Raw genomic sequence first — 20,875 nt, forward strand, 5'->3', positions numbered from 1 at the left:
TCCTCCCGATGTGGCGGTGGGCGGCCGACGGGGCCGGCGACCGCCTCGCGTGGACGACGCGGGGTCCGGTATTCCAACGATGCGTGACCTTAACCGGTGCCCGTGGTCGGGAAGAAGCTCGAACCGCGGAGGGCCCCGGCGAAACCGCCGGGGCCCTCCGCAGTCGCGTCAGCTGGATCGGCCGGTCAGGGCCACGGGTTGAGGCGAACGGAATTGATCGGCGTAAAGTCGTAGTTCACGCCGATCGCCTGAGCGGCGATATGGCCGTTGGGCACGGTGCAGTTCGTGCCGTTATAGCCATAGCACAGATCGAGACTAGCGCCGCCCGTCTGGTTATTCGCGATCTGGTGCAACCCGTACTCGTTGCTGAGGTTGTGGTATCCGTAGCTCCAGAAGACGGCTTCTGGGTTACTGGTGCTATTGTCCTGATTCTGCGGGTAGATGCAGACCGCGCCGTCCGGGCATCCCTCCCATGTCGAGGCCTGCGCGAGGGTGACCGGGCCGAGCGCCATCGCGCCGGTCGCGGCGATCGCGAGCGCCGCGACCTTCCCGGCCGTGCTCCGCCAGGCGCGCGCGGACCTGCTGAACGTGCGCTTCATGGTTGCTCCTTGGGTTTCGCGGAGAGAGGAAGAATCCGCGAGTGAGCCAATCACGGGCGGTGGGCGTCACGCCATTACACTTTCGTGGCAGTTCGTTCGACCACCACCGGAATCCGCTTGGCCCCGATCATCGTCCACTGGTCATGAGGTTCGACCTCCGAAGGCGAGGCGACGCGGATTTCCCGATAGCGGCTCAGCAGCATCTCGAGCGCGATTCTGGTCTCCAGGCGGGCGAGCGGTGCGCCCAGGCAGAAGTGGATTCCGTGCCCGAAGGAGAGGTGCCTGTTCGATGGCCGGTGGACATCGAAGTGATCCGGCGCGTCGAACAGGTGCTCATCGCGGTTGGCCGACGCCAGCCACACGTTGACGAAACGCCCGGCCGGTATTCGCCGCCCGGCGAGTTCGGTCTCCCGGGTCGTACGGCGGGCCGTGCTGGTGAAGGGAGGGCGGCTCCGGAGCACCTCCTCCACGGTCGCGGGGATGAGCCCGGGATCCCGGCGCAGTCCGGCGGCGACGCCGGGATTCTCGTCGAGGCACAGCACGGCGTTGCCGAGAGTGACCGTCGTGGTGATGTGCCCGGCGATCAGGAGCGCGCCCGTGAACCCGACGATCTCGTCGTTCGAGAGCCGGCGCCCCTCGACCTCCGCCCGGACCAGGCCGCTGATCAGGTCCGGACCCGGCACCGCCCTCCTCCGTTCGATGTGCTCGAGCAGGTAGGGCTCCATGTCCGCCAAGTGGAGATCATCCTCTCCGGTGCCGGGCGCGGTGCCGCCCCCGGCCAGCAGGATGTCCGCCCACCGGCGGAAGAGCACCCGGTCCTCGGCCGGGACACCGAGCATCTCGGCGATGATGACGACCGGTAGGGGATGCGCCAGATCGTCGATGAGCTCGAACGCGCCCCCGCCGTCGGCCTTGTCGAGCAGCTCGGCGACGACGGCCGCGACGCGCGGCGCGAGCCCTTCGATCATGCGAGGGGTGAACACGCGCGACACCAGGCCGCGGAGCCGCCCGTGCCGCGGCGGGTCCATCCAGGAGAAGTTCCCGCTGTAGAACAGCTCCAGGCCGTCCGGGGTCCGGATGCCGTCCATCATCGCGACGGAGAAGGTGGACCAGTCCGAGAGGACGGTCAGCGCCTCCGCGTGGGAGAAGACGTGCCAGACGTCGCGCCGGTGATCGTGCCAGACGGGATGATCACGGCGCATCCGGTCGAGCCAGTCGAAGAGCCGGGACGGCCGGTAGACGCGGCCGGCCGTATCGGAGCCCGCCGTACCGGAGCCGGCCGGCGCACGTCCCTCGCCGGTCTCCTGGGACGGGGTGTCGGGTGCGCGCACGGCTCAGGCCCTTCCGTCTTCCCGGATACGCGAACGGAGCCGCTCCAGCCGGTCGAGCACGGCGGGCAGCGGCGGCGCGGCGTTTCCCCCGCCGCGCGCGGACGACGCGCTCCGCCCTGGTACGGGCGGCACGACCTCGATGTTCGGCCGGTCTCCGAGGTCCTTCAGATGGCGCTGCGTCACCGGGTTGTTCTCGCCTCCGGGCGGCAGGGTCGGCGCGACGGCGATCGCGGCGGTCGTGCACTGGAGCGCGGCGAGCATCGGGGTGTCGGCGAATCCCAGCGCGAACCGGGCGATGAAGTGCATGGTCGCCGGGTAGACGACGATCGCGTCCGGCCACTCGGCGTACCGGACGTGCGGGACGTCGGCGCCCGGGTGCTCGGGCCAGGTGTCCAGCGGGACGTCACGGCCGATGAGCGGTGCCAGCGCGCCGCGCGACACGAAGCGCTCGGCGCTGCGGGTGATGACGATCCGCAGGTCAGGCTCGGGATAGAAGTTCCTGAACCAGTTGATCCAGAACGGCAGCAGCGCCGCGGCGAGGGAGCCGGTGCCGAAGAGCAGCAGGCGGTCCGCGGTGAACGGCGGTGGCGGCCCCAGGGCCGGCATGCCGGGAGAGGTCTGGTCGTGGTCGTCCATGACGGTGTTCGTCGCCTTCCTGGGCGGGGGATCATCTGGTGGGAGCCGGGGTCCCGCCGGCCGCCGGGCCCGGTGACGTGTCACGAGAGCAGCAGGATCCGGTCCCACGCCGCCACGTCCCCGCCGGCGCCGCGCCGTCCGGATCCGAGCAGGTGGCCGGGGGTGACCGTCAGCAGCGCCGCGGCACAGCCCGCCGCGCCCTCGTACATCCCGGCCGCGTCCACGCCGGTCCAGCGCGTGACCCTGCCGGCCTCGATGTCCGGGACCGAGTGCCGGAAGACGAAGGGGGCGTCCTCGTCCGCCTCGTCCATCATGCGGAGGGCCATCCGCCGGGCTCCGGCCAGCAGCGCCGGGTCCCGGGCGGCCGTGCCGACGCGATGCAGCGCCTGGATCAGTCCGGCGTGGCCGTGGCACACGGTCGGGCCGACGAGTCGCCGTTCCTCCTCGGACCGCTGCATGACGGCCCGCAACGCCTCGACGGCGAGGCTTCGCCGGCCGGCGTCGTCCAGGGCCACGCCCGCCAGGTGCAGGGCTGCGGCCACTCCGGCCGTACCCGTGCACCACGCCGCCGTGGACCGGGAACCGCCCTCGCCCGGCTCCTGCTCGTCGCCGGTCCGGGCGGGCCAGTACGGCCCGTGAGCGTCGCGGCGGGCCTGGGCGACCAGCCATTCGGCCATGGCCTCGATCGCATCGGCCTGTCCGCGCACCGCGTGGCCGCGGGACAGGCCGAGGGAGAGCAGGGCCAGCGGTCCCGCGACGCCGTGCGCCACGCCGACCTCGAAGACGTCGCCCGAGCCCTCGGCCGGGAGGGGCGTCCCCTTCGACGCCGCCGTCCACCAGCCCGGCCGGGTCCGGCCGTTCACCTCGATCGGCTCGGTCAGCCGTACGAGACGCCGCAGCGTCGCCCGGAGGGCCGGGACCGTGTCGGGGTGGGCGGCGGTTCCGTCGTCCACCGCGTCCAGCAGCAGCCGCCCGACTCCGGTGCAGCCGCTGATGAGGTCGTGTTCGCGCCCCGACACGCCGGCCGTGCCGGGGGCGCCGGCGGGGGCGTTCAGCCGTTCCCGCAGCCTGCCCGCGACCGCGCCGAGCAGGTTCCGGCGCAACGCGCCATAGTCGCCCTCGCGCGCACCGCAGGTCTGAACGGCCGACAGCACCGCGGCCGGTCCGAGCGCGAGCCCGGCCGAAGGCTCCGATGAGATCGCGTCCACCGCCCTCCGGAGGTGCGCGTGTGCCGTGGCGGCCCAGCGTGAGTCGCTCCAGGCGAGGGTTCCGTAGAACGCCGCGACGCCGGGGTGGCCGCGGGCGAGCCCGGTCGCCGCCCAGCCGCCGTGTGCGGGCGTGCGGTCCGCGGCCGAGACCGCGGCGACGGTCACCGGGTCGGCGAGGCGCTCCGCGATGAGCCGGATGAGTTCGGCCGCGCGCTCGGCGTGCGCGCCGCTCAGCAGTCCCGGATCCGGCGCCGGTCGCCCGGGTGCGGCGCTCATTCGCCGGCCTCCGGGTCCGGGCGCCGGGCCGGCCAGGACGATCGGAGCCCGGCCGGAGGTCCGGCCAACGCCTCGGGGTCGCACTCGACGACCCCGGTGAACCGCTCCGGCCGGAACAGCTCCCCGATCATGCGGATGACGTCGTCGGCCGGCGTGTCGGCCAGTGACGCCGGCAGACGTTCGAGGCGGGTGGTGTCGTGGCCGCACCGGAGCATGTGCGAGAGCCAGGTCGCGAGGGACGCCTGGGAGTCGCAGGCACGGTACAGCTCACCGACCGCGTACCGGCGCGCTTCGGCGATCTCGCCCGCGGCCGGAGGTTCGGCGACGGCCCGCTCCAGCAGTTCCCGGATGGCGTGGAGCGTCTCGGCGGTCGTCGCGGTGGCGGTGGCGGCCTGGATCTGGACGATGGGCCGCCCGAGGACCACGTCGACGGCGGTCGACACGTGATAGGCGAGTCCCCGGCGCTCGCGGACGGCGGTGGCCAGGGGCGCCGAGGGACGGCCGCCGACCAGGAGGTCGGCGAGCCGGCCGGCCGGCCCGCCGGGGTCCGTGAGGCCGACGCCCGCGGCGAGGAGGGCGATGTGGCTCTGTTCGGCGCCCGTGCGACCGGCGGCGATCTCGATGCCGGGCTCCGCGGGCGGCCGGCCGTCCGGGGGCGCCGTGGCCGGCCGAGGTGACGGCGCCCAGCCCGCCAAGGCCGTCTCGGCCGCGGCGACCATGCGGCCGGGCGGAAGATCACCGACCATCACCAGGGTCGCCGACTGCGGCCGGATGACGGACCGGTGGTAGCGCAGCACGTCATCGGTCGTGACCGTGCGGAGGTCGGCGGGTCTCGGCGGCGCGAGCAGCAGCGCCCGCTCGCCGAAGAACCGCTCGTAGAGGAGGGCCTGGCCGACTCGTCCGGGCATGGTCTGCCCGGCCTCCGCCAGCGCGGCCACGCGGCCGCGCTCGGCGGCGACCCGCCCGTATCGATCGCCGTCGGGGTCCGCCACCGCCTCCGCCAGCACCCGGAGCAGCGTGGTCAGGTGATCCGAGCGGGCATGGCCCGAGAAGACGATCCACTCCCGTTCCCGGCGGGCCCGCAGCGCACCTCCGCTGTCACCGAAGGCCGTCTCCGCGGCCTGGGCGACCGGCCCACCGGCGCCGCCGAGGACCGTACGGCAGAGGAGTTCGGCGCGCGCGGCGTCGGCGGGGCCGGCGATCTCGTTCGGGAGGTGAAGCCGGAGCTCGACCAGCGGGGCCGAGCGGTCCGGTACGGCCACGACGCGCAGGCCGCCGGGCAGCCTGCGGTCGACCGGCTCGCGCCAGAGCGGCACGTCGTGTCGCCTGCTCGGCCGAGGTGATCCCTGACGTGTCGGCCCGTGGGTGAGCACCGCCCGTGGCGCGCGCCGCAGCGACTCGGCCGCGGCGGCGACCTGTTCGGCGCTCACCTCGCCGAAGCTCTTCGGCAGTCGATCGAGCAGCGTTCCGTCGCCGAAGAGGATCTCCAGCCTGCCGACGGCCCGGGCCTGCGCCGCCACGGGATCGTGGTCGCGATGAACGCCCGCCGCCCGTACGGTGATCGCGCGGGCGAGCTCCGCGTCCGACGGACCGCGGTCCGCGAGGTCGAGCAGCTCCGCGTCGAGCGCGTCGATGACCCGGTCCGCCTCGACGGCCGGCTCGTGGACGGCCGTGAGGAGAAGGGTGTCGGGGTGACGGGCGTCGAGGGGCCCGAAGAAGCCGCAGCCGGAATCGAGCGCGTGGACCCACGCCCCCTGGTCGTCGAGCCGTCGCCGCAGCCGCGCGACCGGGCCCCGGGTGAGCAGGTCCTGGAGGACGACGTGGGCGAGGTAGCGCTCGAGGTGCCGGCCCGGATCCGGTGCCCGGTAACCGATCGCCACGGCCGGCGCCGCCGGAATCCGCGCCTCGTGGTGCGCCCGGATGGCGGCCTCCGGCGGCGGCTCGTCGAGCGGGCCGGCCGGCACCGCGTCCCGGGGCGGGAGATCCCCGAAGTGACGGTGGACGAGATCGGCGGCCTGACCGGGGTCGAACCGCCCCGCCAGGGTCAGCACCGCGTTGCCCGGGGTGTAGTAGGCGTCGAAGAAGTCCGAGGCGTCCTGAGGAGTGACCTTCTCGAGGTCCTCGAAACAGCCGTAGCCGTCATGGGCGTTGGGGAACGTCCGGTACAGGACGGCGGGGAGCAACGGCCAGGGGAATCCGCCGTAGGGCCGGTTGAGGACCCTGAGGCGGATCTCCTCCTTCACGACGTCCACCTGACCGCGGAGGACGGTCTCGGTGATGCGCGGCCCGCGCATCCGGTCCGCCTCCAGCCGCAGGACGAGGTCCAGGGCCTCGGGTGGCACGTGCTGGTGGTATTCGGTGTGGTCCTGATGCGTCGAGCCGTCGGCCGTGCCCCCGGCCCGCTCGATCTCCCCGACATGGGACGTGGTCTCGGCGTCCTCGCCACGGTGGAACATCAGGTGTTCGAAGAGGTGCGCGAAGCCGGCTCGTCCGGGCGGCTCGGTCCGGAAGCCGACGCCGTAGTGCACGCCGACGCCGAGCGTCGCCCGGCCGGGGTGGGGTCGCAGCAGCACGCGCAGGCCGTTGGCCAGCGTGATCCGCCTGGTGGTGGTCTCCCGGGCGGGGGAGTTCGAGTCCGTGGTCATCGGCCTTACCAGGTGAGGGCGGCGGCACCGTCGGAGTCGACGAGATCCGCGACGAGCGTCAGCGATCGGCGCAGGGACTCCTCGTGCCATCCCGCGAAGGCGGCGAAGTCGTACGCGTGCGTGAGGATCCGGACGGCGGCGGCTCGCCCGGCGGGCGGCACCGGCGACCGTCCGTAGCCCGCGAAGAGCGCCTGGGCGAGGTCGCCGGGGGGTGGAGTGCCGGGCCGGACCGCCCGGAGCCCGACGCCCAGCTCCAGGATCTCGCCGAGCAGCCAGCCGAGGTCGAACGTCCACGGCCCCGGCGTCACGTCCTCACCGGTGAAGAGGACCCCGCGGCCCGGATCCGCGCGATCGGGAACCAGGGTCCCGAGGCTCGGGCCGCCGTGCAGCAGCACCGGCGCGCCCTCCGTCCGCATGAGTCCTTCGCACCAGGTGGACACCCGGCACAGGCGATCCGCGCCGAGCACCTCGTCGATCAGCGTCCGCAGCCGCGCCGTACGCCCCACCTCGCTCCTCGCGGAGAGCCGCTCGGCGAGACGGGCGGGCCCGCGGGGCGGGCGCGCGGCGACGTCGGCCGGCACGGGCGACTCGTGGACGCGCCGGAGCGTCCGGCCGACGCCCCTCAGCAGCGGCCCGGCGCCGGTGCGCGCCGGGTCGTCGCCCGCGAGGAGGGCACCGGCCAGCGACACCGGACCCGGCGCCTCGTACCGAACACCGTCCTGGACGCGCTCGGGCAGGACCGGCCGCACGGCGTCCCGGGACAACCGCGAGATCAGGTCGCGGACGCTCGCCGGGGGCGTCGCGAGAGGCGTGGCCATGGCCGGCCCCGGGCTCCGGACCCAGGCGAACCGGTCGTCTCCCAGGTCGAGGACGGAGGTGCGCATGAGGTCGGTCCCGTAGGCGGCGATCACCGGGTGGGGGTGGTCGTACGTCCTGGATCTCATGACAGCGCCGCCTTCAGGATCGCCGCGCACTCGTCCCAGGCCACGTCGAGCCCTTCGGTGAGCGCGACCCCCGCGGTGTTGAGGACGACCTCGTCGACGCCGAGGTCCGTGTAGCGGTCGAGAGCACCGGCGATCGTCTCCGGCGAGCCGGTGATGAAGAGGTCGTGGTGGATGAGCGCGGCGCCCACGTCGAGGGGGCTCCTGCCGTGGAGGTCGACCCCGGCGCGGCGGAGCATGTCCGCGTAGTGCGGCCCCGCGACGTGCGCGCGGGTCGCGACCTCGGCGAGCGCGCGCGGGTCGCGCGCGGCGGCGGCCGACGCGACCTGGACGACGGCGATGACTCGTGGTGCCCGTCGTCCCGCCTCCTCGGCGCCCTCACGCAGGGCCGGGATGAGCTTTTCGCGCAGGTAGTCCGGCGGCGTCAGCCAAGTGATCGCGACGTCGGCGACCTGGCCCGCCAGTCGCGCCATCGCCGGACGCAGGACTCCGAGTCCGAGTTCGACCGGCGGATGATCGAGGGGCGGCAGCCCGGTGTGGAGGTGGACGTACGTGCCGGGCAACCGGGGCCGCCGCCCGTCGATCAGGGCGCGCAGCGCCGTCATGTACTCCCGCGTCGCGGTGAGCGGGCTCTCGTAGGGAGCGCCGCGGAGCGCCTCCACCAGGCGGGCCGCGCCCGGCCCGAAGCCGGCGACCACCGGCCGCCCGGTCAGAGCCGCGATCGAACGGATCTCGATCGCGGCCTTGTACGGATGCCGCAGTGGCATCAGCGACACGCTGGTTCCGACGGGCGGACGCAGCCCCCGCCCCGCCAGGTACGCGAACGCCTGGTGACTCTCCAGAAGCAGGGATTCCCCCATCCAGAGACGGTCGGCCCCGGCATCTCGCGTGAGGGCGGCGAACGGCGCGATCTGCTCTGGATGATGCGCCATGAATGGCAGGAGAATTCCGTATTTCACAGCAGACATCCCTTCAAGGCGGCCCACCGGAGCTCCGATGGGCCGGGCCGCGTGACCGGCACGCGGCCCGGCCGGGCGGAGACGAGGTCACCACTGCTCCGGGTGCGTCCGGCGGCTGCGCGTTCCTAGGCCTCGGAGGGCCGCACGCAGCAGTCGGTGCAGAAGACGTACCAGGTGGAGGGGGTGAACGAGTCGGCGGCGACCTCGGCGGCGGCCGCCCTCCCCAGTTCGTCGGCGTCGGTGTGCAGGTCGTAACCCGCGACCAGGTCCGTTGCGATCATGTAATCCTCCGTGCGGCTCGGATCAGTGGCCGTCCAGGATCCCCGCGGCCGTGAACGAGGGGAAGGGACAGCAGGGCCAGGTGACGAGGGTGAAGGTGTCGGCGGCCATCTCGGTGGCGGCCGCCGTTCCGAGTTCGTCGGCGTCGGTGTGCAGGTCGTACCCTGCGACCAGGTCGGTTGCGGTCATGAGGTCCTCCGCGGAGGCGATGGCGGGTCGGTGCTCCGGCGGGCGGAGGTGCGGCATCGGCCCGCCCGCCGGAGCGAGGTGCGGGACCGGGTGATCCGATGGAGCGGGAGACCCTCTCCCGGCGTCATCCCGGCCCCGCACAAGGCGATTCACCGTCAGCAGCTGACGTCGATCGTGACGGTGACCGAAACGCAGATGATCGTGATCGCGGTGAACGTCGCCGGAGCTTCGGTGGCGGCCGCCGTACCGAGCTCGTTGGCGTCGGTGTGCAGGTCGTAACCTGCGACCAGGTCGGTCGGGCTCATGAGACACCTCCTTTCGCGGTGCTGGTTCCTTCATCCCGGCCGGTTCGGCCGGAAGCTCTTCGGGCGTGGCGGTCCGGTGCCGGCCGCCCTCGCCTCACCCGCCGACCGGGGTCTCGGCGCGCGAGGTCACCCGGGGGAAGGGGGGCGAGTCGAGGTTGCGGGCGGGAGTGAGCGGGTCGATGTTCGCCGCGCGCATGGCCGCCGCAACCGCGGTGGCCGGGTCGGCCGCGTCGGGCGAGACCGCGTGCGCCAGCAGACCGGCGGCCACCACGCGGGCGCGATGCTCGCCGAGGCTCAGCGACGTGAAGCCCCGTCGGGCGTCCGACGGCTCCCAGGCCATGGCCACGCCGTCGCCGAGCGGCTCGGCGAAGAGGGAGGTGGCCGTACCGACGTCTGCCGTACGGCCCGCCAGCCGGAGGAGATCCGTGACGACCGACTGAGCGGCGCCGGCGTCGAGGTAGAGGACCAGGCCGTCGCTGCGGGCGAACATCGGAGAGGCCGAGACGATCTTCGCGCGGTAGCGGACGTCCGCGTCTTCCAGCAGCTCCAGGGCTGACGTCCACAGCGCGGGCACCATCGCCGGGCCGCTCACGTGGACGTAGATCCGGAGGATCGAGGCGCCGTGCGGGGGACCGTTCGATCCGTCGGCGAGGAAGAATCCCGGTGACAGCGCGGGACGCGCGGCGGGCACCCGCAGCTCGACCGGCCGGCCGACCGCGAGAGGCCGCCCCGGCCGTACGGCCTCGCGTCCGCTCAGCACTCGGACGCCGTCCCGTTCGACGACGAGCCGTTCGCCGTCGGCCCGGATCTCCCGAAGGATCGCCGGGGCCCTCGTCGTCCGATGCGGCATCCCCGAGCTCAGGCGTTCCTCCAGGAGGGGATCGCGGCGCGTGGTCGGGCGGTCGTCGATCGCCGTAGGGTTCCTGACGTGCCAGGCGAGGTAGAGGGCCTGGCCCAGGACCTCCAGGAACTCGGCCGCGTCGGCGGCGTGGATCTCCCGGCCGCAGACGGCGCCGCGGTGGCGGCCGGCGTCGATCTCGACCTCCGGCAGGACGTGCTCGACGCGGGGTGTCAGCAGCCCGGTCATGAGAGATCACCCAGCCCCAGGGTCGTCGCCGCGGCGGCGGCGTTGAGCAGCACCCGCCGGCCGATCCCGAAGGCGGCTCGGTCCACGGCCCGGATCCGGGGACTGTGCTCCGCCAGGGAGAGGACCCGGTCCAGCAGATGCCAGCCGGCGAACGCGGCCGAGCGTTCGGCCAGGCCGGCGTCGACGGCGCCGCGTTCCGCCCGATAGCCCGACCAGAAGGCGGCGACCAGCGGCCGTCTCCTCTCGATCTCCCGGGCGCCCGCGCTGAGGATCTGCCGGTGGGTCAACGGCGCGTCCGATCCACTGTCCGAACGGGCGCTCTCCGGAATGGCGGTGACGGCGCGGTACAGCCACTCGCCGGCGAAGCCTCCGACGTCCCGCGCGGGATCGGCGAGGCGGAACTCCTCCCAGTCCGTGAGGTACAGCTCCGACGCGGCCAGCAGGAACTGGTCGAGTCGCAGGTCGCAGTGGGTCGCGGTCCGCACGGCGGCCGTCTCCTTCTCGCGCATGCGCGTGAGGGCCGCGATCAGCTCGTCATCGCCCTGCAACAGCCGCCAGACCTCCAGGGCGGCGGCGCTGGACGCGGTGAACACCGCGTCCGGAAGTGCGTGCAACCACGGCACCGGAGGAAGGTCGGGTGGAGAGTCGTCGAGGTCCTCCGGATCGGCCCAGGCGCTGTGCAGCCGGCCGACGACCCTCCCGGCGCGATGCGCCAGCACGTCGTCGAACGCCTCGTCGGCCGCCAGGTCGTTGCCGGTCCTGGCGTCGGGGATGAGCTCGAACACCACCAGGCGCGCGGCTTCGTCCCAGCCGAGGCACCGCGGTGCCGGGAGGCCGGGATTCCCCCGTTCGAAGGCGATGAGGCGATGGAGCCGGCGCGCCGCGCTCTCCGCCTGCCCGTCGATCCGCTTGACGAAGACCTGCTCTCCCGAGGTGGTGCGCCCGCTCCAGTTGTCGTTGCGCCCGGGGAAAGCGCGAGCGTTCTCGGGCGTCAACCGGCCGAGACCGAGCCGGCCGAGCACCTCGTTCACCTCGGGCAGCCGGCCGGTGTCGATCGCGCGATCGGGTGTCCGCGCCGTGCCGGCGGCGCCTGGGGCCGCCGTTCCCGACTCGGGACGCTCCGCACGCGGCTCAGGGGACGGCTGCGCGAGGGGCTCGACGGACGTCTCACCGTTGCGAACGGCGTTACCGGCCAAGAGAGGCTTCATACGGGCATCGCTCCAGCGGTTGGTTACGGGGACGACCCTGACAAGCCGCTGTTGTGACGCTGATGGGAAAACGTTGAATCGGCTGCTCGGCGGTGTCTTGGAGGCGCTGATCGCCTCTTTCCCGGCCGGAATCCGTTCCCGTATGAGGCGGCCGGAGAGAGCCGGACGAGTTCTACCTTCGTGGGATGGCCCCGACAAGGCGTCAATGGTTGTCTGTCAGTCGGTGGTGCCATCGGGGGCGCTCTCGAGATCTCAACCGATTGAATGCCTTTTCGTCGGCCGGCCTCATCAGCGGATCGCCGACGAGACGTGACCGGCGGGGAGCGGAATGCCGATCGAACTCGGGATACTGGGGGAGACGTATGTCAGGGCGGGTGCTCAGCCGATCGACGTAGGCCATTCGCGGCAGCGAAGTGTGCTGGCCGCTCTGCTGGTCGACGTCAACCATCCCGTTTCGCCGACTCGACTCGCGCAGCGTGTCTGGGGTGAGGATCCGCCGGAGCGGGCCACGGGAACATTGCGCAGCTACCTTTCCCGGCTGCGCATCGCTCTGTCGACCACCGTGGGCGCCGATATCGAACGCACTTCCGCCGGATATGTCCTCAAAGTCAATGAGGAAGCGGTCGACCTGCACCGATTCCGCGCCCTGACGGCGCGGGCCCGGGCCAGCGGCGACGTCGCCGAGGCGGGCCGGTTGCACGGTCTCGCCCTCGCGCAGTGGCGTGGCGAACCCTTCGCCGACGTCGACTCCCCGTGGCTGACGGAGATGCGGCACGCCCTCCAGGCCGAACGGCTGGCGACGCACCTGGACTACTACGACATCTGTCTACGGCTGGGCCGGCACGCCGGGCTGATTCCCGAGATGCTGACGCTGGCGGCCGGGCATCCGCTGAACGAGCGCCTAGCCGGGCTGATCCTCCTCGCCCTTTACCGGAGCGGGCGGCAGGCCGAGGCGCTCGAACAGTACGAGCGAATCCGGCTCCGGCTCGCCGAAGAACTCGGTGTCGACCCCAGCGCCGCACTCCAGCGGATGCATCAGCAGATCCTGGTCAACGACCCCGTCCTCGACCCGCCGGCATCGCCGGCCCCCGGCGCCACGCGCGTCCCACGCCAGTTGCCCGCGCCGCCGTCGCCGTTCATCGCCCGAGCCGACGAGCTCGCCGCGCTCGATCGCACGCTGGGCGGCCCGGGCCGTACGGTCCGCATCTCGGCGATCGGCGGCGGGGCGGGCGTCGGTAAGACCTGGCTGGCCCTGCACTGGGCGCACGGGAACGCGGACCGTTTCCCCGATGGGCAGTTGTACGTCGACATGCGCGGATTCGATCCCGCCGAACCGCCGATGACGCCGGAAGCGGCGGTGCGCACCTTCCTCGAGGCCCTCGGCGCGGAGACCACGGCCGTTCCGGAGAACCTGGACGCGCAGGCCGCGCTGTACCGCACGCTCATCGCGGACAAGCGCATGCTGATCGTCGTGGACAACGTCCGGGACACCGCTCAGGTGACGCCGCTGCTGCCGGGCAGCCCCTCGTCCGTCGTCCTCGTGACCGGCCGGAACCAACTCGCCGGACTGGTCACCGCCCACGGTGCCCGGCCGATCACCGTGGACGTCCTGCCCCCTGACGCGGCCGGCCGGTTGCTCGACACGCGCCTGGGCACGCACCGGACTCGGGCGGAACCGCGCGCCGTCGCCGACCTGCTCGCCTACTGCGGGGGACTGCCCCTGGCGCTGAGCATCGTCGCCGCCCGTGCGAGCATGCGCCCCGATCTCCCCCTGGCGCTGCTCGCCGAGAAGATGCGCGCCGGCATCGCGGGTCTCGACGCGCTGGACGCCGGGGAGGCGACCGCGGACCTCAGAGCCGTCTTCGCGGGCTCCTACCGCACGCTCACTCCCGAGGCGGCCCGGTTGTTCCGGCTGCTGAGCCTCCATCCCGGGCGGGACATCGCCCACCCGGCGGCGGCCGCCCTGGCCGGCCTCCCGCGGGACCGGGCACGTGCGCTGCTCGCCGAACTGTTCCGGGCCCATCTGATCACCGAGCGGGCTCCCGGCCGATTCGCCATGCATGATCTGCTACGCCTCTACGCCGCGGAACAGGCCCGGACGTGCGACACGGAGGCCGAACGATCCGCCGCCTGCCACCGGGTGCTGGACCACTACCTGCACACGGCGGACACCGCCGAGTCCTGACCGGCCGCCCACGGTGCAGCCCAGCAAAGGGACCTTCCACCTTCGTGGAATGTCGCGCTGCGTCCGCATGCACTAGGTTCGTCGTCAGCCAGCGGGAGTTCTTGTGGCTTGAGAGACTCCGATGCGGCCCTTTCATCCATGGGGAAGCGAGGCTCGGGGGCTGATGCGTCGCCTTGCAACTGCATCCGCACTGGAACCGGCGGATTATCGTAATACCTTCTCCGTTCTCGAGGACATCGCCGACTCGGTCGGGGGCGAATACTTCTTCGACCAGTTCCGGGAGTCGCTGGCGTCACGTCTGGGCTGGACGGACTCCCTGATCGTCGACATTCCCGCGACCATGGGCGGCTTTCCCGGGCGGGAGGTCGCCATCGATCATTTTCACAGTAACCGCTCCACCCTTTTCCTGGAGGAGTATCTCGATCGCTGGTACATGCAGAACCCCTTCAAGACGCGCCGGGCCGGCCACTTGCTCGATCGTGCGGGCCACGTCTCCCTCCGAGACGTACGCGCCGGTTCGACGATCCGCGAGTGGACCTTCGTCGGGCAGTACCTGCGCCGGCATCGGATCGGGGATCTCCTGAACGGCCGCCTGACCGGAAGGACGGGCGGGGCGGCGCTCGTGTGCGTCTACTTCGATGACGAGAGCGCGCTGCGCGAACATGACCGGGCCTTGATGGGGCATCTGCGGCGTTATCTCGGGCCCTGGCTGGACGAGCACTTCTCCCGGCCGCGCGCCCCCTCGCGCGACTCCCCTCCGGTGCCGACGGGTCTTTCGGAGCGGGAAGAGCAGGTGGCGAAACTGGTGGCCGACGGACTGAGCAACGTTCAGATCGCCAGGCGGCTGCACATCACGGTCGACACCGTGAAGAAACATCTGACCCATGCGATGGCGAAGACCGGCTGCACGAACCGGACGCAGCTCGCCCTGACGCTTCTGGGCCGTACGAGCATGAGCGGCTAGCGCACCGTGTCGCCGAGGGCGGCCAGGGGCGCGTGCGGCCGCATAAGGCTCGGCTGGAGGGTGCATGACGTGGAACTAAGGCCGATGTAAGGGCGGTGTAAGGCTTTCGCCGGATGCCGGAGGGGCCTGCGGTACGTGATCCTCCGGGTATGTTCACGACATCGGCGGCAGGCCCGGTCCGGCTGGGCGATGCCGACCCGCTCCGGCCTGCCGATTACCGTCGCCTCTTCGCGGTTCTGGACGACGTGATAGAGGCGGGCGACATCCACGTCTTCCGGCGGACTCTGCTCGTCTCGCTGGCACGGCACTTCGCCTGGACCTCGGCGACGATCCGCCCCGCCTCGGCCGAGAAGCCCTCGCTTCCGCCGGTTTCCGCTGCTCGTGGCGCGGATGGCGCGATCGCCGTCCGCATCGACGCGGGGACCGCGGGCGCCGAGTATCTCGTGGTGGCCTTCGAAGAAGGCGCCGCGCGAAATCTGGAGCGGGCCATCCTGAATAAACTGGCACGTCAACTGGCGCCGTTGCTCCAACGGCACCTCACCCACTCCCGGCATGGGGCGAATCACGCATCGCTCACCAAGCGAGAGGTGCAGATCGCCGATCTCGTGGCCGGAGGTCTCAGTAATGGCGAGATCGCCCGCGAACTCCATGTCAGTGTCGATACGGTGAAGAAGCATTTGACGCACATTTTCGCGAAGACCGGGTGTGTCAGCCGCACCCAACTGGCTCTGTTCCGGAGCGGTGGAAGAGAAGGCAAGGGCAACGTCACGTGACCGGCGACGAGAGCATCGGGACGCTTCCCGAGCAGCGTGCGGCGCTCACCCGGGCGGAGAGTGTTCTCGGCCCCGACCATCCGCACACGCTCGCCTGCCGCGATCGACTGGCCTCGTCGTACTACGACGCCGGTCGCTTCGAGGAGGCGCTCCCGCTCTACGAGCGGCTCGTCGCCGACCGCGAGCGGACGCTGGGCCCAGGGGCCTTCGACACCGCGCTGGCGCGCAATCAACTCGCGGTGACCCACGAAGCGCTCGGGAACCTGGACGAGGCCGTGAGCCTGCTCGAACAGGTGGTCCTCGCCATCGTGCAGATCTACCCGGCGGACGGCCCGAGCGCCCTGCGGACCATGGGGAATCTCGCCGTCGCCTATCGCCGGGCCGGTCGCCCCGTGGACTCCGCCGACCTGCTCGAGCAGATGGTCACCGCGCAGGCGCACAAGCTCGGCGCCGATCACCCGGACACGCTGGAATCCCGCCACGAACTGGCGCGCGCGTACGCCGACGCGGATCGCCCCGCCGATGCCGTCGAGCAGTACGAACGGCTGATCGCCGATCGGGCACGCCTCCTCGGCGCGGACCATCCGGACACCGTGGAGGCCCGCGCGGAGCTCATCTCCGCTCTCGAGGACACCGGCCGAGCCGCCGAGGCGGTCGAGCAACACCGGCAGATCCTGGCGAGCCTCGTGCGGACGGCGGGCTCCGAACACCCGGACACCCTCACGGCGCGCAACGCCCTCGCCGTCTCGCTCGACGACGCCGAGCACTTCGAGGAGGCGGGCGTGCTGTACGAACACAACCTCGCCGCCGCCGAGCGCGTCCTCGACCCCGGCGATCCCGAGCTCATCGTCTTCCGGCGCAACGTGGCGGTGACGTACAACGCGCTCGGCCGGTTCGACGAGTCGGCGCCTCTGCTGGAGCAGGTGCTCGCCGGCCACGAACGCCTCTTCGGCCCGGACCACCCCGACACGCTGGAGTCGCGCTACGAACTCGCCCAGAGCCACGACGGGGGCGGGCGGCGCGGCGAGGCCCTCACCGAGTACGCGCGGATCCTCGCCGACTGCGAGCGCGCCCTCGGCCCGGACCACCGGCTGACCCGCAGGCTGGCGGAGAACCTCACCGATCCCCCGGCGGCGTGGCGGAACCCCGCGCCGCTCACCGTCCACCGGCTGTGGCTGGTCTCGCTGAGCGCGATCATGATCGAGCGGTCCCAGTGCACGACGCACGCCTCGCTCTATCCGTATTCCTGGCTCAACCGGGCCGGCGCCCGGGACATGCTCGCCGAGAGCTGGGACGTGGCCTCGGAACAGGACCTGCTGGAGACGCTGAAGTGGCTGGCCGAGGGGGGTCACCGCATGTCGCTCGCCGAGAGCCTAGGGCACCCTCCGCTCGCCTGGGACGTCGCGAGGTACGTCAACAACGTGCGCTACGGCCTCGCGGCAGGCTTCCTCGACGAGGCGACCGCGTGGCGGCTTCTGCACGGCATCGCCGCGGAGACCGTACGGTTCTATCCGTCCTGGGCCGCCTTCGCCGACGACTTCCTCGCCGGCCGGGCGCGGTGGATCGAGGGCCTGCGCGGCACACCGGACGAGAACTGGCCGACGTCGCATCGTAGGACGGTCGAGGCCGCCCGGCGGCTCCTCGACCCGGCCAATTCCCGTAGCCCGTGGAACGCCGTCGCCTGGTCCGCCATCGAACACCCTGACCGGCCCGGTCCGCCGGTGGTATAGAACAGCGGCGATCAATCGAATCACGGGAAGACAGGCGCAATTGGGACTGCCGGAGCAGCTGAAGATCCTCCTCGGCGATGAGCCGGTGCTCGACCTGTACGCGTACGGCCGGCCCTGGCGGGTGCCGGACGGCACGTTCGAGGAGATCGCCGCCAGGGCCGAGAAGCTCATGGCCGACGAACGGGCCGGCGGCCGGCCGGACCTGGTGCTCGACGAGATGTCGAGCATCCTCCAGTACCTGCTCGGCGTCGGCGCGATCCGCGCCGGGAACCGCGCCGACGTGGAGGCGGAGATCTTCGGGCGGTGGCTGGACCGCACGCCGGCCCGCAAGTCGGACATCTGGGGCGCGTCGGTCACGACGTGGCGTCCGCCGTACCAGTGGGATCTGCGGGACGGTGAGTGGTTCATCGAGAACCACGCGACCGCCCGCGAACTGGCCCGCGACTGCGTGGCCGCGTTCGCGGGCCTCGAACCGGTCGAGCCGCGGCGGCAGGCGCTGCTCCGCCTGTACGAGACGGCGCCGTACGATCCGGCCGTCCCGCCCGAGGACCGGCGTGAGCAGTGGGCGGCGGCCGCGGACGAGGAGATCCTCGGCGGGCTGCCGGAGCTGGCGGGCCCGCTGGACCACCTCCGCTGGGTCTGTGAAGGGCTCCTGCCCACCCACGACCATCTCCGTGGGGTCGTGCCGCTGCCCGGACCGCCCGGCTACGGCATCGCCGGCCTGCTGCGGGCGATCGGCCAGGAGGCGGTGCCCGCCGAGGTGGCCGTCGTGCTCGGCGCCCGTACGGCGGAGGTGACCGAGGCGCTCGCGGAGGCCGACCCGCAGGACTGGTCCGGCCGGATCCGCACCTGGCTGGCACAGGGGCTGGCCGCCGGGCAGGCCGACGTGTGCCGCGCCTGGCTGGACATGGCGGTCCGGTTCGTGTGCGCGGTGCACGGCCTTCCCGGCGAACCGGCCGACCCCGATGAGTACGGCGTTCCCGTCGGCGGCTTCACCTACGACCAGATCCGGCTCTTCCAGCCGCGGCGCGTCGTCGCCAACCCGCTCGCCGCCCGGTTCGGCGCCGGCGGCGCCGCCGAACCCGCGAAGGCGAGCGCCGAGACCCCCGACTACGGGTCCGCGCTGATCGGGCAGCCGGACGTCGTCGCGGTGCTGCGGGCGATGGGCGCGCCGCGTTCCGGACCGGTGCGGCTGCTCATCGCGGGGCCGGACGGCACCGGAAAGCACGACGCCGCCCAGGAAGTGGAGCGGATCATGCGTGGCCGCGGGCTGCCCGGCGGCCCCCTCTGGATGTCGGACGCCATCTACTCGGGGCAGAACGACGCGGTGGCCGCCTTCCACGTCGCCGTACGGGACTCCTGCGGCGAACGCCTCGTCATCATCGACAACCTCGACGTTCTGGCCGACGATCCGCAGAACGGCGGCGCCGTGATGGAGGAGCTGCACCGGCTGCTCGACGTCTACGACGACCTGCACGTCGTGGCGCTGACCGAGGCGCGCGGCGACGAGCGGCTGCGGGAGGTCAACCCGGGCCTGCTCCAGCGGTTCCAGATCGTCCGCACCCGGCCGTTCACCGCCGAGGGGTACGCCGAACTCTTCCGCCGGGCGGTGGAGCAGCGCGGCGGCACCACCGAACCCGACGCCGCGACCGCGGCCGGAGCGCTCCTCGCCCGTACGCCGCCGGTCCGCAACCTGCGCAACGCCCGGCTGGCGCACAGTCTCGCGGAGACCCTGATCGAGCAGGTCCGGTCCCGTACGACGCCGGGAACCCGTCCGGCCGTGACCCTCGCGGACGTTCCCGCCACCTTCGTCGCCGACGGCGTCCACACGGACCCGCTCGCCGAGCTCCGCGCCCTCATCGGGCTCGGCGAGGTCAAGCAGGAGATCGAGCTGTGGCTGGCCCAGGCGGAGGCGGCGCGCAAGCGCCGTGAGGCGGGACTGCGCGCCGTGGTCCCCGCCCGGCACATGGTCTTCACCGGCAACCCGGGAACCGGCAAGACCCACGTGGCACGGCTGCTCGCGGGCATCTACAAGCGGTCCGGCCTGCTGACGTCGGGCCATCTGGTGGAGGCGACCCGGTCGGACCTGGTCGGGCAGTACGTCGGCCAGACCGCGGTCAAGACCCGGCGCCTGGCGGAGCAGGCGCTCGGCGGCGTCCTGTTCATCGACGAGGCGTACTCCCTGGCCCGGTCGGACAGCCCCGACGACTACGGCCCCGAGGCGATCACGGAGCTGCTCACGTTCATGGACGACCACCGCGACGATCTCGCCGTGGTCGTCGCCGGGTACGAGGCGGAGATGTTCGACTTCCTGTCCGCCAACCCCGGTCTGGCCTCCCGCTTCCCCACGACGGTGCGCTTCCCGGACTACGGCGACGACGAGCTGATCGAGATCCTGGAGCTGCGGGCGTCCGAGGCGGGCCTCCGGCTCGGCGAGGGCGTCGCGGACAAGGTCCGCGGGCTCATCCGCCGGCAGCCGCGGGGACGCTCGTTCGGGAACGCCCGGCTTATGCGCAACCTCCTCGAACGCGCGTCCGCCCTGCAGTCCCGCCGCCTGGTCGACGCGGCGGACGCGGACCCCGCCGAACTCCGCGCCGAGGACATCCCCGGCACGCTGAGCGGCCGCGTCCGCACCAGGCGGCCCGCCGACCCGATCGCCGAACTCGACGCGATGATCGGCCTCACGGACGTCAAGCGGGAGGTACGGCGGCTGGTGGCCGAGGCCCGGAGCGAGGGCCTGCGCCGGGAGGCCGGCCTGCCGGTGAACGCGCCCGCCCGGCACCTGGTGTTCTCCGGCAATCCCGGAACCGCCAAGACGTCGGTGGCGCGCGTACTCGCCGGGGTCTACGCCGATCTCGGCCTGCTGTCGTCCGGTCACCTCGTCGAGGTCTCGCGCGCCGATCTCGTCGCCCGGTACATCGGCCAGACGGCGCCGAAGGTGACCGGTGTGGTCGAGCGTGCGCTCGGCGGGGTGCTGTTCATCGACGAGGCGTACACGCTCACCCCGCGTCAGGCGCCCTGGGACTTCGGCCACGAGGCGGTCGCCACGCTGGTGAAGCTGATGGAGGACCACCGCGCCGACCTCGTGGTGATCGTCGCCGGCTACGGCGGGGAGATGGACGTGTTCCTGAACGACAACCCGGGTCTCGCGTCGCGCTTCCCGAAACGGCTGGAGTTCCCGGACTACTCGGACGAGGAGCTCGTGGCGATCTTCGCGGCCATGGCGGAGAAGGAGGGCTTCGCCCTCGCACCGGACGTCCGCGACGCGATCGGCGCCCGCCTTCGCCGTACGGAGCGCGGTCCGTCGTTCGGCAACGGCCGCATGATCCGGAACCTGCTCGAAGCGACGATCGGCCGCCAGGCCGAGCGCATCACCGCGGACCCGGGCGCGACGGACCTGAGCGCCACCGACATCGGCGTCCTGCGCGTCGAGGACCTGCCGGAAGAGGACGCTCCCGAGGCGGGCGAGGGGCGGCCCGGCCTGTACCTGTGACCTCACTCGGCGGGGTCGTCCCGCTCCGGCGGCGTGGGAGAAGGCGGGGAACCCGTACCTCGCCTGT

The 20,875-nt window shown here is 72.4% G+C and carries 17 protein-coding genes; 5 read left to right on the forward strand and 12 right to left on the reverse strand.

Features of this window, described 5'->3' with window-relative positions:
* Positions 1 to 185: 185 nt before the first annotated feature.
* From NE234_RS31290 to lxmK, 12 genes are all read right to left on the reverse strand, one after another.
* Positions 186 to 599: a hypothetical protein gene (locus NE234_RS31290; RefSeq protein WP_252784457.1), complete on the reverse strand. Its 414-nt coding sequence runs from the start codon at positions 597 to 599 to the stop codon at positions 186 to 188.
* A 74-nt stretch (positions 600 to 673) separates the two neighbouring features.
* A complete protein-coding gene (locus tag NE234_RS45530) occupies positions 674 to 1,930 on the reverse strand; it encodes a cytochrome P450 (RefSeq protein WP_252784458.1) in 1,257 nt (418 codons plus the stop codon).
* A 3-nt stretch (positions 1,931 to 1,933) separates the two neighbouring features.
* Positions 1,934 to 2,566, reverse strand: coding sequence for a flavoprotein (locus NE234_RS31300; RefSeq protein ID WP_252784459.1), 633 nt, complete (start codon positions 2,564 to 2,566; stop codon positions 1,934 to 1,936).
* A gap of 80 nt (positions 2,567 to 2,646) precedes the next feature.
* Positions 2,647 to 4,050: a lanthionine synthetase C family protein gene (locus NE234_RS31305; RefSeq protein WP_252784460.1), complete on the reverse strand. Its 1,404-nt coding sequence runs from the start codon at positions 4,048 to 4,050 to the stop codon at positions 2,647 to 2,649.
* Positions 4,047 to 6,695 carry a M16 family metallopeptidase gene (locus tag NE234_RS31310; protein ID WP_252784461.1) on the reverse strand — a complete coding sequence of 883 codons (2,649 nt, stop codon included), beginning with the start codon at positions 6,693 to 6,695 and terminating at the stop codon, positions 4,047 to 4,049. Before NE234_RS31310 ends, NE234_RS31305 begins: the two co-directional genes overlap by 4 nt.
* Positions 6,696 to 6,700: 5 nt before the next feature.
* Positions 6,701 to 7,639, reverse strand: a complete 939-nt coding sequence (locus NE234_RS31315; RefSeq protein WP_252784462.1) for a phosphotransferase — start codon at positions 7,637 to 7,639, stop codon at positions 6,701 to 6,703.
* On the reverse strand, positions 7,636 to 8,568 hold the full coding sequence (locus NE234_RS31320; protein WP_252784463.1) for an LLM class flavin-dependent oxidoreductase: 933 nt from the start codon (positions 8,566 to 8,568) through the stop codon (positions 7,636 to 7,638). Before NE234_RS31320 ends, NE234_RS31315 begins: the two co-directional genes overlap by 4 nt.
* 152 nt (positions 8,569 to 8,720) lie before the next feature.
* Positions 8,721 to 8,876 carry an LxmA leader domain family RiPP gene (locus NE234_RS31325; RefSeq protein WP_252784464.1) on the reverse strand — a complete coding sequence of 52 codons (156 nt, stop codon included), beginning with the start codon at positions 8,874 to 8,876 and terminating at the stop codon, positions 8,721 to 8,723.
* A 22-nt stretch (positions 8,877 to 8,898) separates the two neighbouring features.
* Complete coding sequence (locus NE234_RS31330) at positions 8,899 to 9,063, reverse strand: LxmA leader domain family RiPP (RefSeq protein WP_252784465.1); 165 nt, start codon at positions 9,061 to 9,063, stop codon at positions 8,899 to 8,901.
* A 155-nt stretch (positions 9,064 to 9,218) separates the two neighbouring features.
* Entirely contained in the window at positions 9,219 to 9,368 is a 150-nt protein-coding gene (locus tag NE234_RS31335) for an LxmA leader domain family RiPP (RefSeq protein WP_252784466.1), read from the reverse strand.
* Positions 9,369 to 9,462: 94 nt separating this feature from the next.
* Positions 9,463 to 10,455 carry a T3SS effector HopA1 family protein gene (locus NE234_RS31340; protein WP_252784467.1) on the reverse strand — a complete coding sequence of 331 codons (993 nt, stop codon included), beginning with the start codon at positions 10,453 to 10,455 and terminating at the stop codon, positions 9,463 to 9,465.
* A complete protein-coding gene (gene lxmK, locus NE234_RS31345) occupies positions 10,452 to 11,663 on the reverse strand; it encodes a class V lanthionine synthetase subunit LxmK (RefSeq protein WP_252784468.1) in 1,212 nt (403 codons plus the stop codon). The genes NE234_RS31340 and lxmK overlap by 4 nt, the downstream gene beginning before the upstream one ends.
* Positions 11,664 to 11,991: 328 nt before the next feature.
* Between lxmK and NE234_RS31350 the strand changes: the two genes are divergently transcribed.
* The 5 genes from NE234_RS31350 (at position 11,992) to NE234_RS31370 (ending at position 20,808) form a co-directional block, all read left to right on the forward strand.
* Positions 11,992 to 13,848 carry an AfsR/SARP family transcriptional regulator gene (locus NE234_RS31350; RefSeq protein ID WP_252784469.1) on the forward strand — a complete coding sequence of 619 codons (1,857 nt, stop codon included), beginning with the start codon at positions 11,992 to 11,994 and terminating at the stop codon, positions 13,846 to 13,848.
* A gap of 163 nt (positions 13,849 to 14,011) precedes the next feature.
* Positions 14,012 to 14,812: a helix-turn-helix transcriptional regulator gene (locus tag NE234_RS31355; RefSeq protein ID WP_252784470.1), complete on the forward strand. Its 801-nt coding sequence runs from the start codon at positions 14,012 to 14,014 to the stop codon at positions 14,810 to 14,812.
* 149 nt (positions 14,813 to 14,961) lie between these two features.
* On the forward strand, positions 14,962 to 15,585 hold the full coding sequence (locus NE234_RS31360; RefSeq protein WP_252784471.1) for a helix-turn-helix transcriptional regulator: 624 nt from the start codon (positions 14,962 to 14,964) through the stop codon (positions 15,583 to 15,585).
* The gene (locus tag NE234_RS45535) at positions 15,582 to 17,315 is read left to right on the forward strand and encodes a tetratricopeptide repeat protein (RefSeq protein ID WP_252784472.1); all 1,734 of its coding nucleotides are present in this window, start codon (positions 15,582 to 15,584) and stop codon (positions 17,313 to 17,315) included. Before NE234_RS31360 ends, NE234_RS45535 begins: the two co-directional genes overlap by 4 nt.
* Positions 17,316 to 17,355: 40 nt before the next feature.
* The gene (locus tag NE234_RS31370) at positions 17,356 to 20,808 is read left to right on the forward strand and encodes an AAA family ATPase (protein WP_252784473.1); all 3,453 of its coding nucleotides are present in this window, start codon (positions 17,356 to 17,358) and stop codon (positions 20,806 to 20,808) included.
* The last annotated feature ends 67 nt before the right edge of the window (positions 20,809 to 20,875 follow it).

The sequence above is a fragment of the Actinoallomurus rhizosphaericola genome, from assembly GCF_024055675.1.
Taxonomy (GTDB): Bacteria; Actinomycetota; Actinomycetes; order Streptosporangiales; family Streptosporangiaceae; genus Actinoallomurus; species Actinoallomurus soli.

What these genes read in the sequence shown, in the direction of transcription:
- NE234_RS31290 (WP_252784457.1), bottom strand. Translation starts at nt 599, where the DNA reads ATGAAGCGCACGTTCAGCAGGTCCGCGCGCGCCTGGCGGAGCACGGCC.
- NE234_RS31300 (WP_252784459.1), bottom strand. Translation starts at nt 2,566, where the DNA reads ATGGACGACCACGACCAGACCTCTCCCGGCATGCCGGCCCTGGGGCCG.
- NE234_RS31305 (WP_252784460.1), bottom strand. Translation starts at nt 4,050, where the DNA reads ATGAGCGCCGCACCCGGGCGACCGGCGCCGGATCCGGGACTGCTGAGC.
- NE234_RS31310 (WP_252784461.1), bottom strand. Translation starts at nt 6,695, where the DNA reads ATGACCACGGACTCGAACTCCCCCGCCCGGGAGACCACCACCAGGCGG.
- NE234_RS31315 (WP_252784462.1), bottom strand. Translation starts at nt 7,639, where the DNA reads ATGAGATCCAGGACGTACGACCACCCCCACCCGGTGATCGCCGCCTAC.
- NE234_RS31320 (WP_252784463.1), bottom strand. Translation starts at nt 8,568, where the DNA reads ATGGCGCATCATCCAGAGCAGATCGCGCCGTTCGCCGCCCTCACGCGA.
- NE234_RS31325 (WP_252784464.1), bottom strand. Translation starts at nt 8,876, where the DNA reads ATGATCGCAACGGACCTGGTCGCGGGTTACGACCTGCACACCGACGCC.
- NE234_RS31330 (WP_252784465.1), bottom strand. Translation starts at nt 9,063, where the DNA reads ATGACCGCAACCGACCTGGTCGCAGGGTACGACCTGCACACCGACGCC.
- NE234_RS31335 (WP_252784466.1), bottom strand. Translation starts at nt 9,368, where the DNA reads ATGAGCCCGACCGACCTGGTCGCAGGTTACGACCTGCACACCGACGCC.
- NE234_RS31340 (WP_252784467.1), bottom strand. Translation starts at nt 10,455, where the DNA reads ATGACCGGGCTGCTGACACCCCGCGTCGAGCACGTCCTGCCGGAGGTC.
- lxmK (WP_252784468.1), bottom strand. Translation starts at nt 11,663, where the DNA reads ATGAAGCCTCTCTTGGCCGGTAACGCCGTTCGCAACGGTGAGACGTCC.
- NE234_RS31350 (WP_252784469.1), top strand. Translation starts at nt 11,992, where the DNA reads ATGCCGATCGAACTCGGGATACTGGGGGAGACGTATGTCAGGGCGGGT.
- NE234_RS31355 (WP_252784470.1), top strand. Translation starts at nt 14,012, where the DNA reads ATGCGTCGCCTTGCAACTGCATCCGCACTGGAACCGGCGGATTATCGT.
- NE234_RS31360 (WP_252784471.1), top strand. Translation starts at nt 14,962, where the DNA reads ATGTTCACGACATCGGCGGCAGGCCCGGTCCGGCTGGGCGATGCCGAC.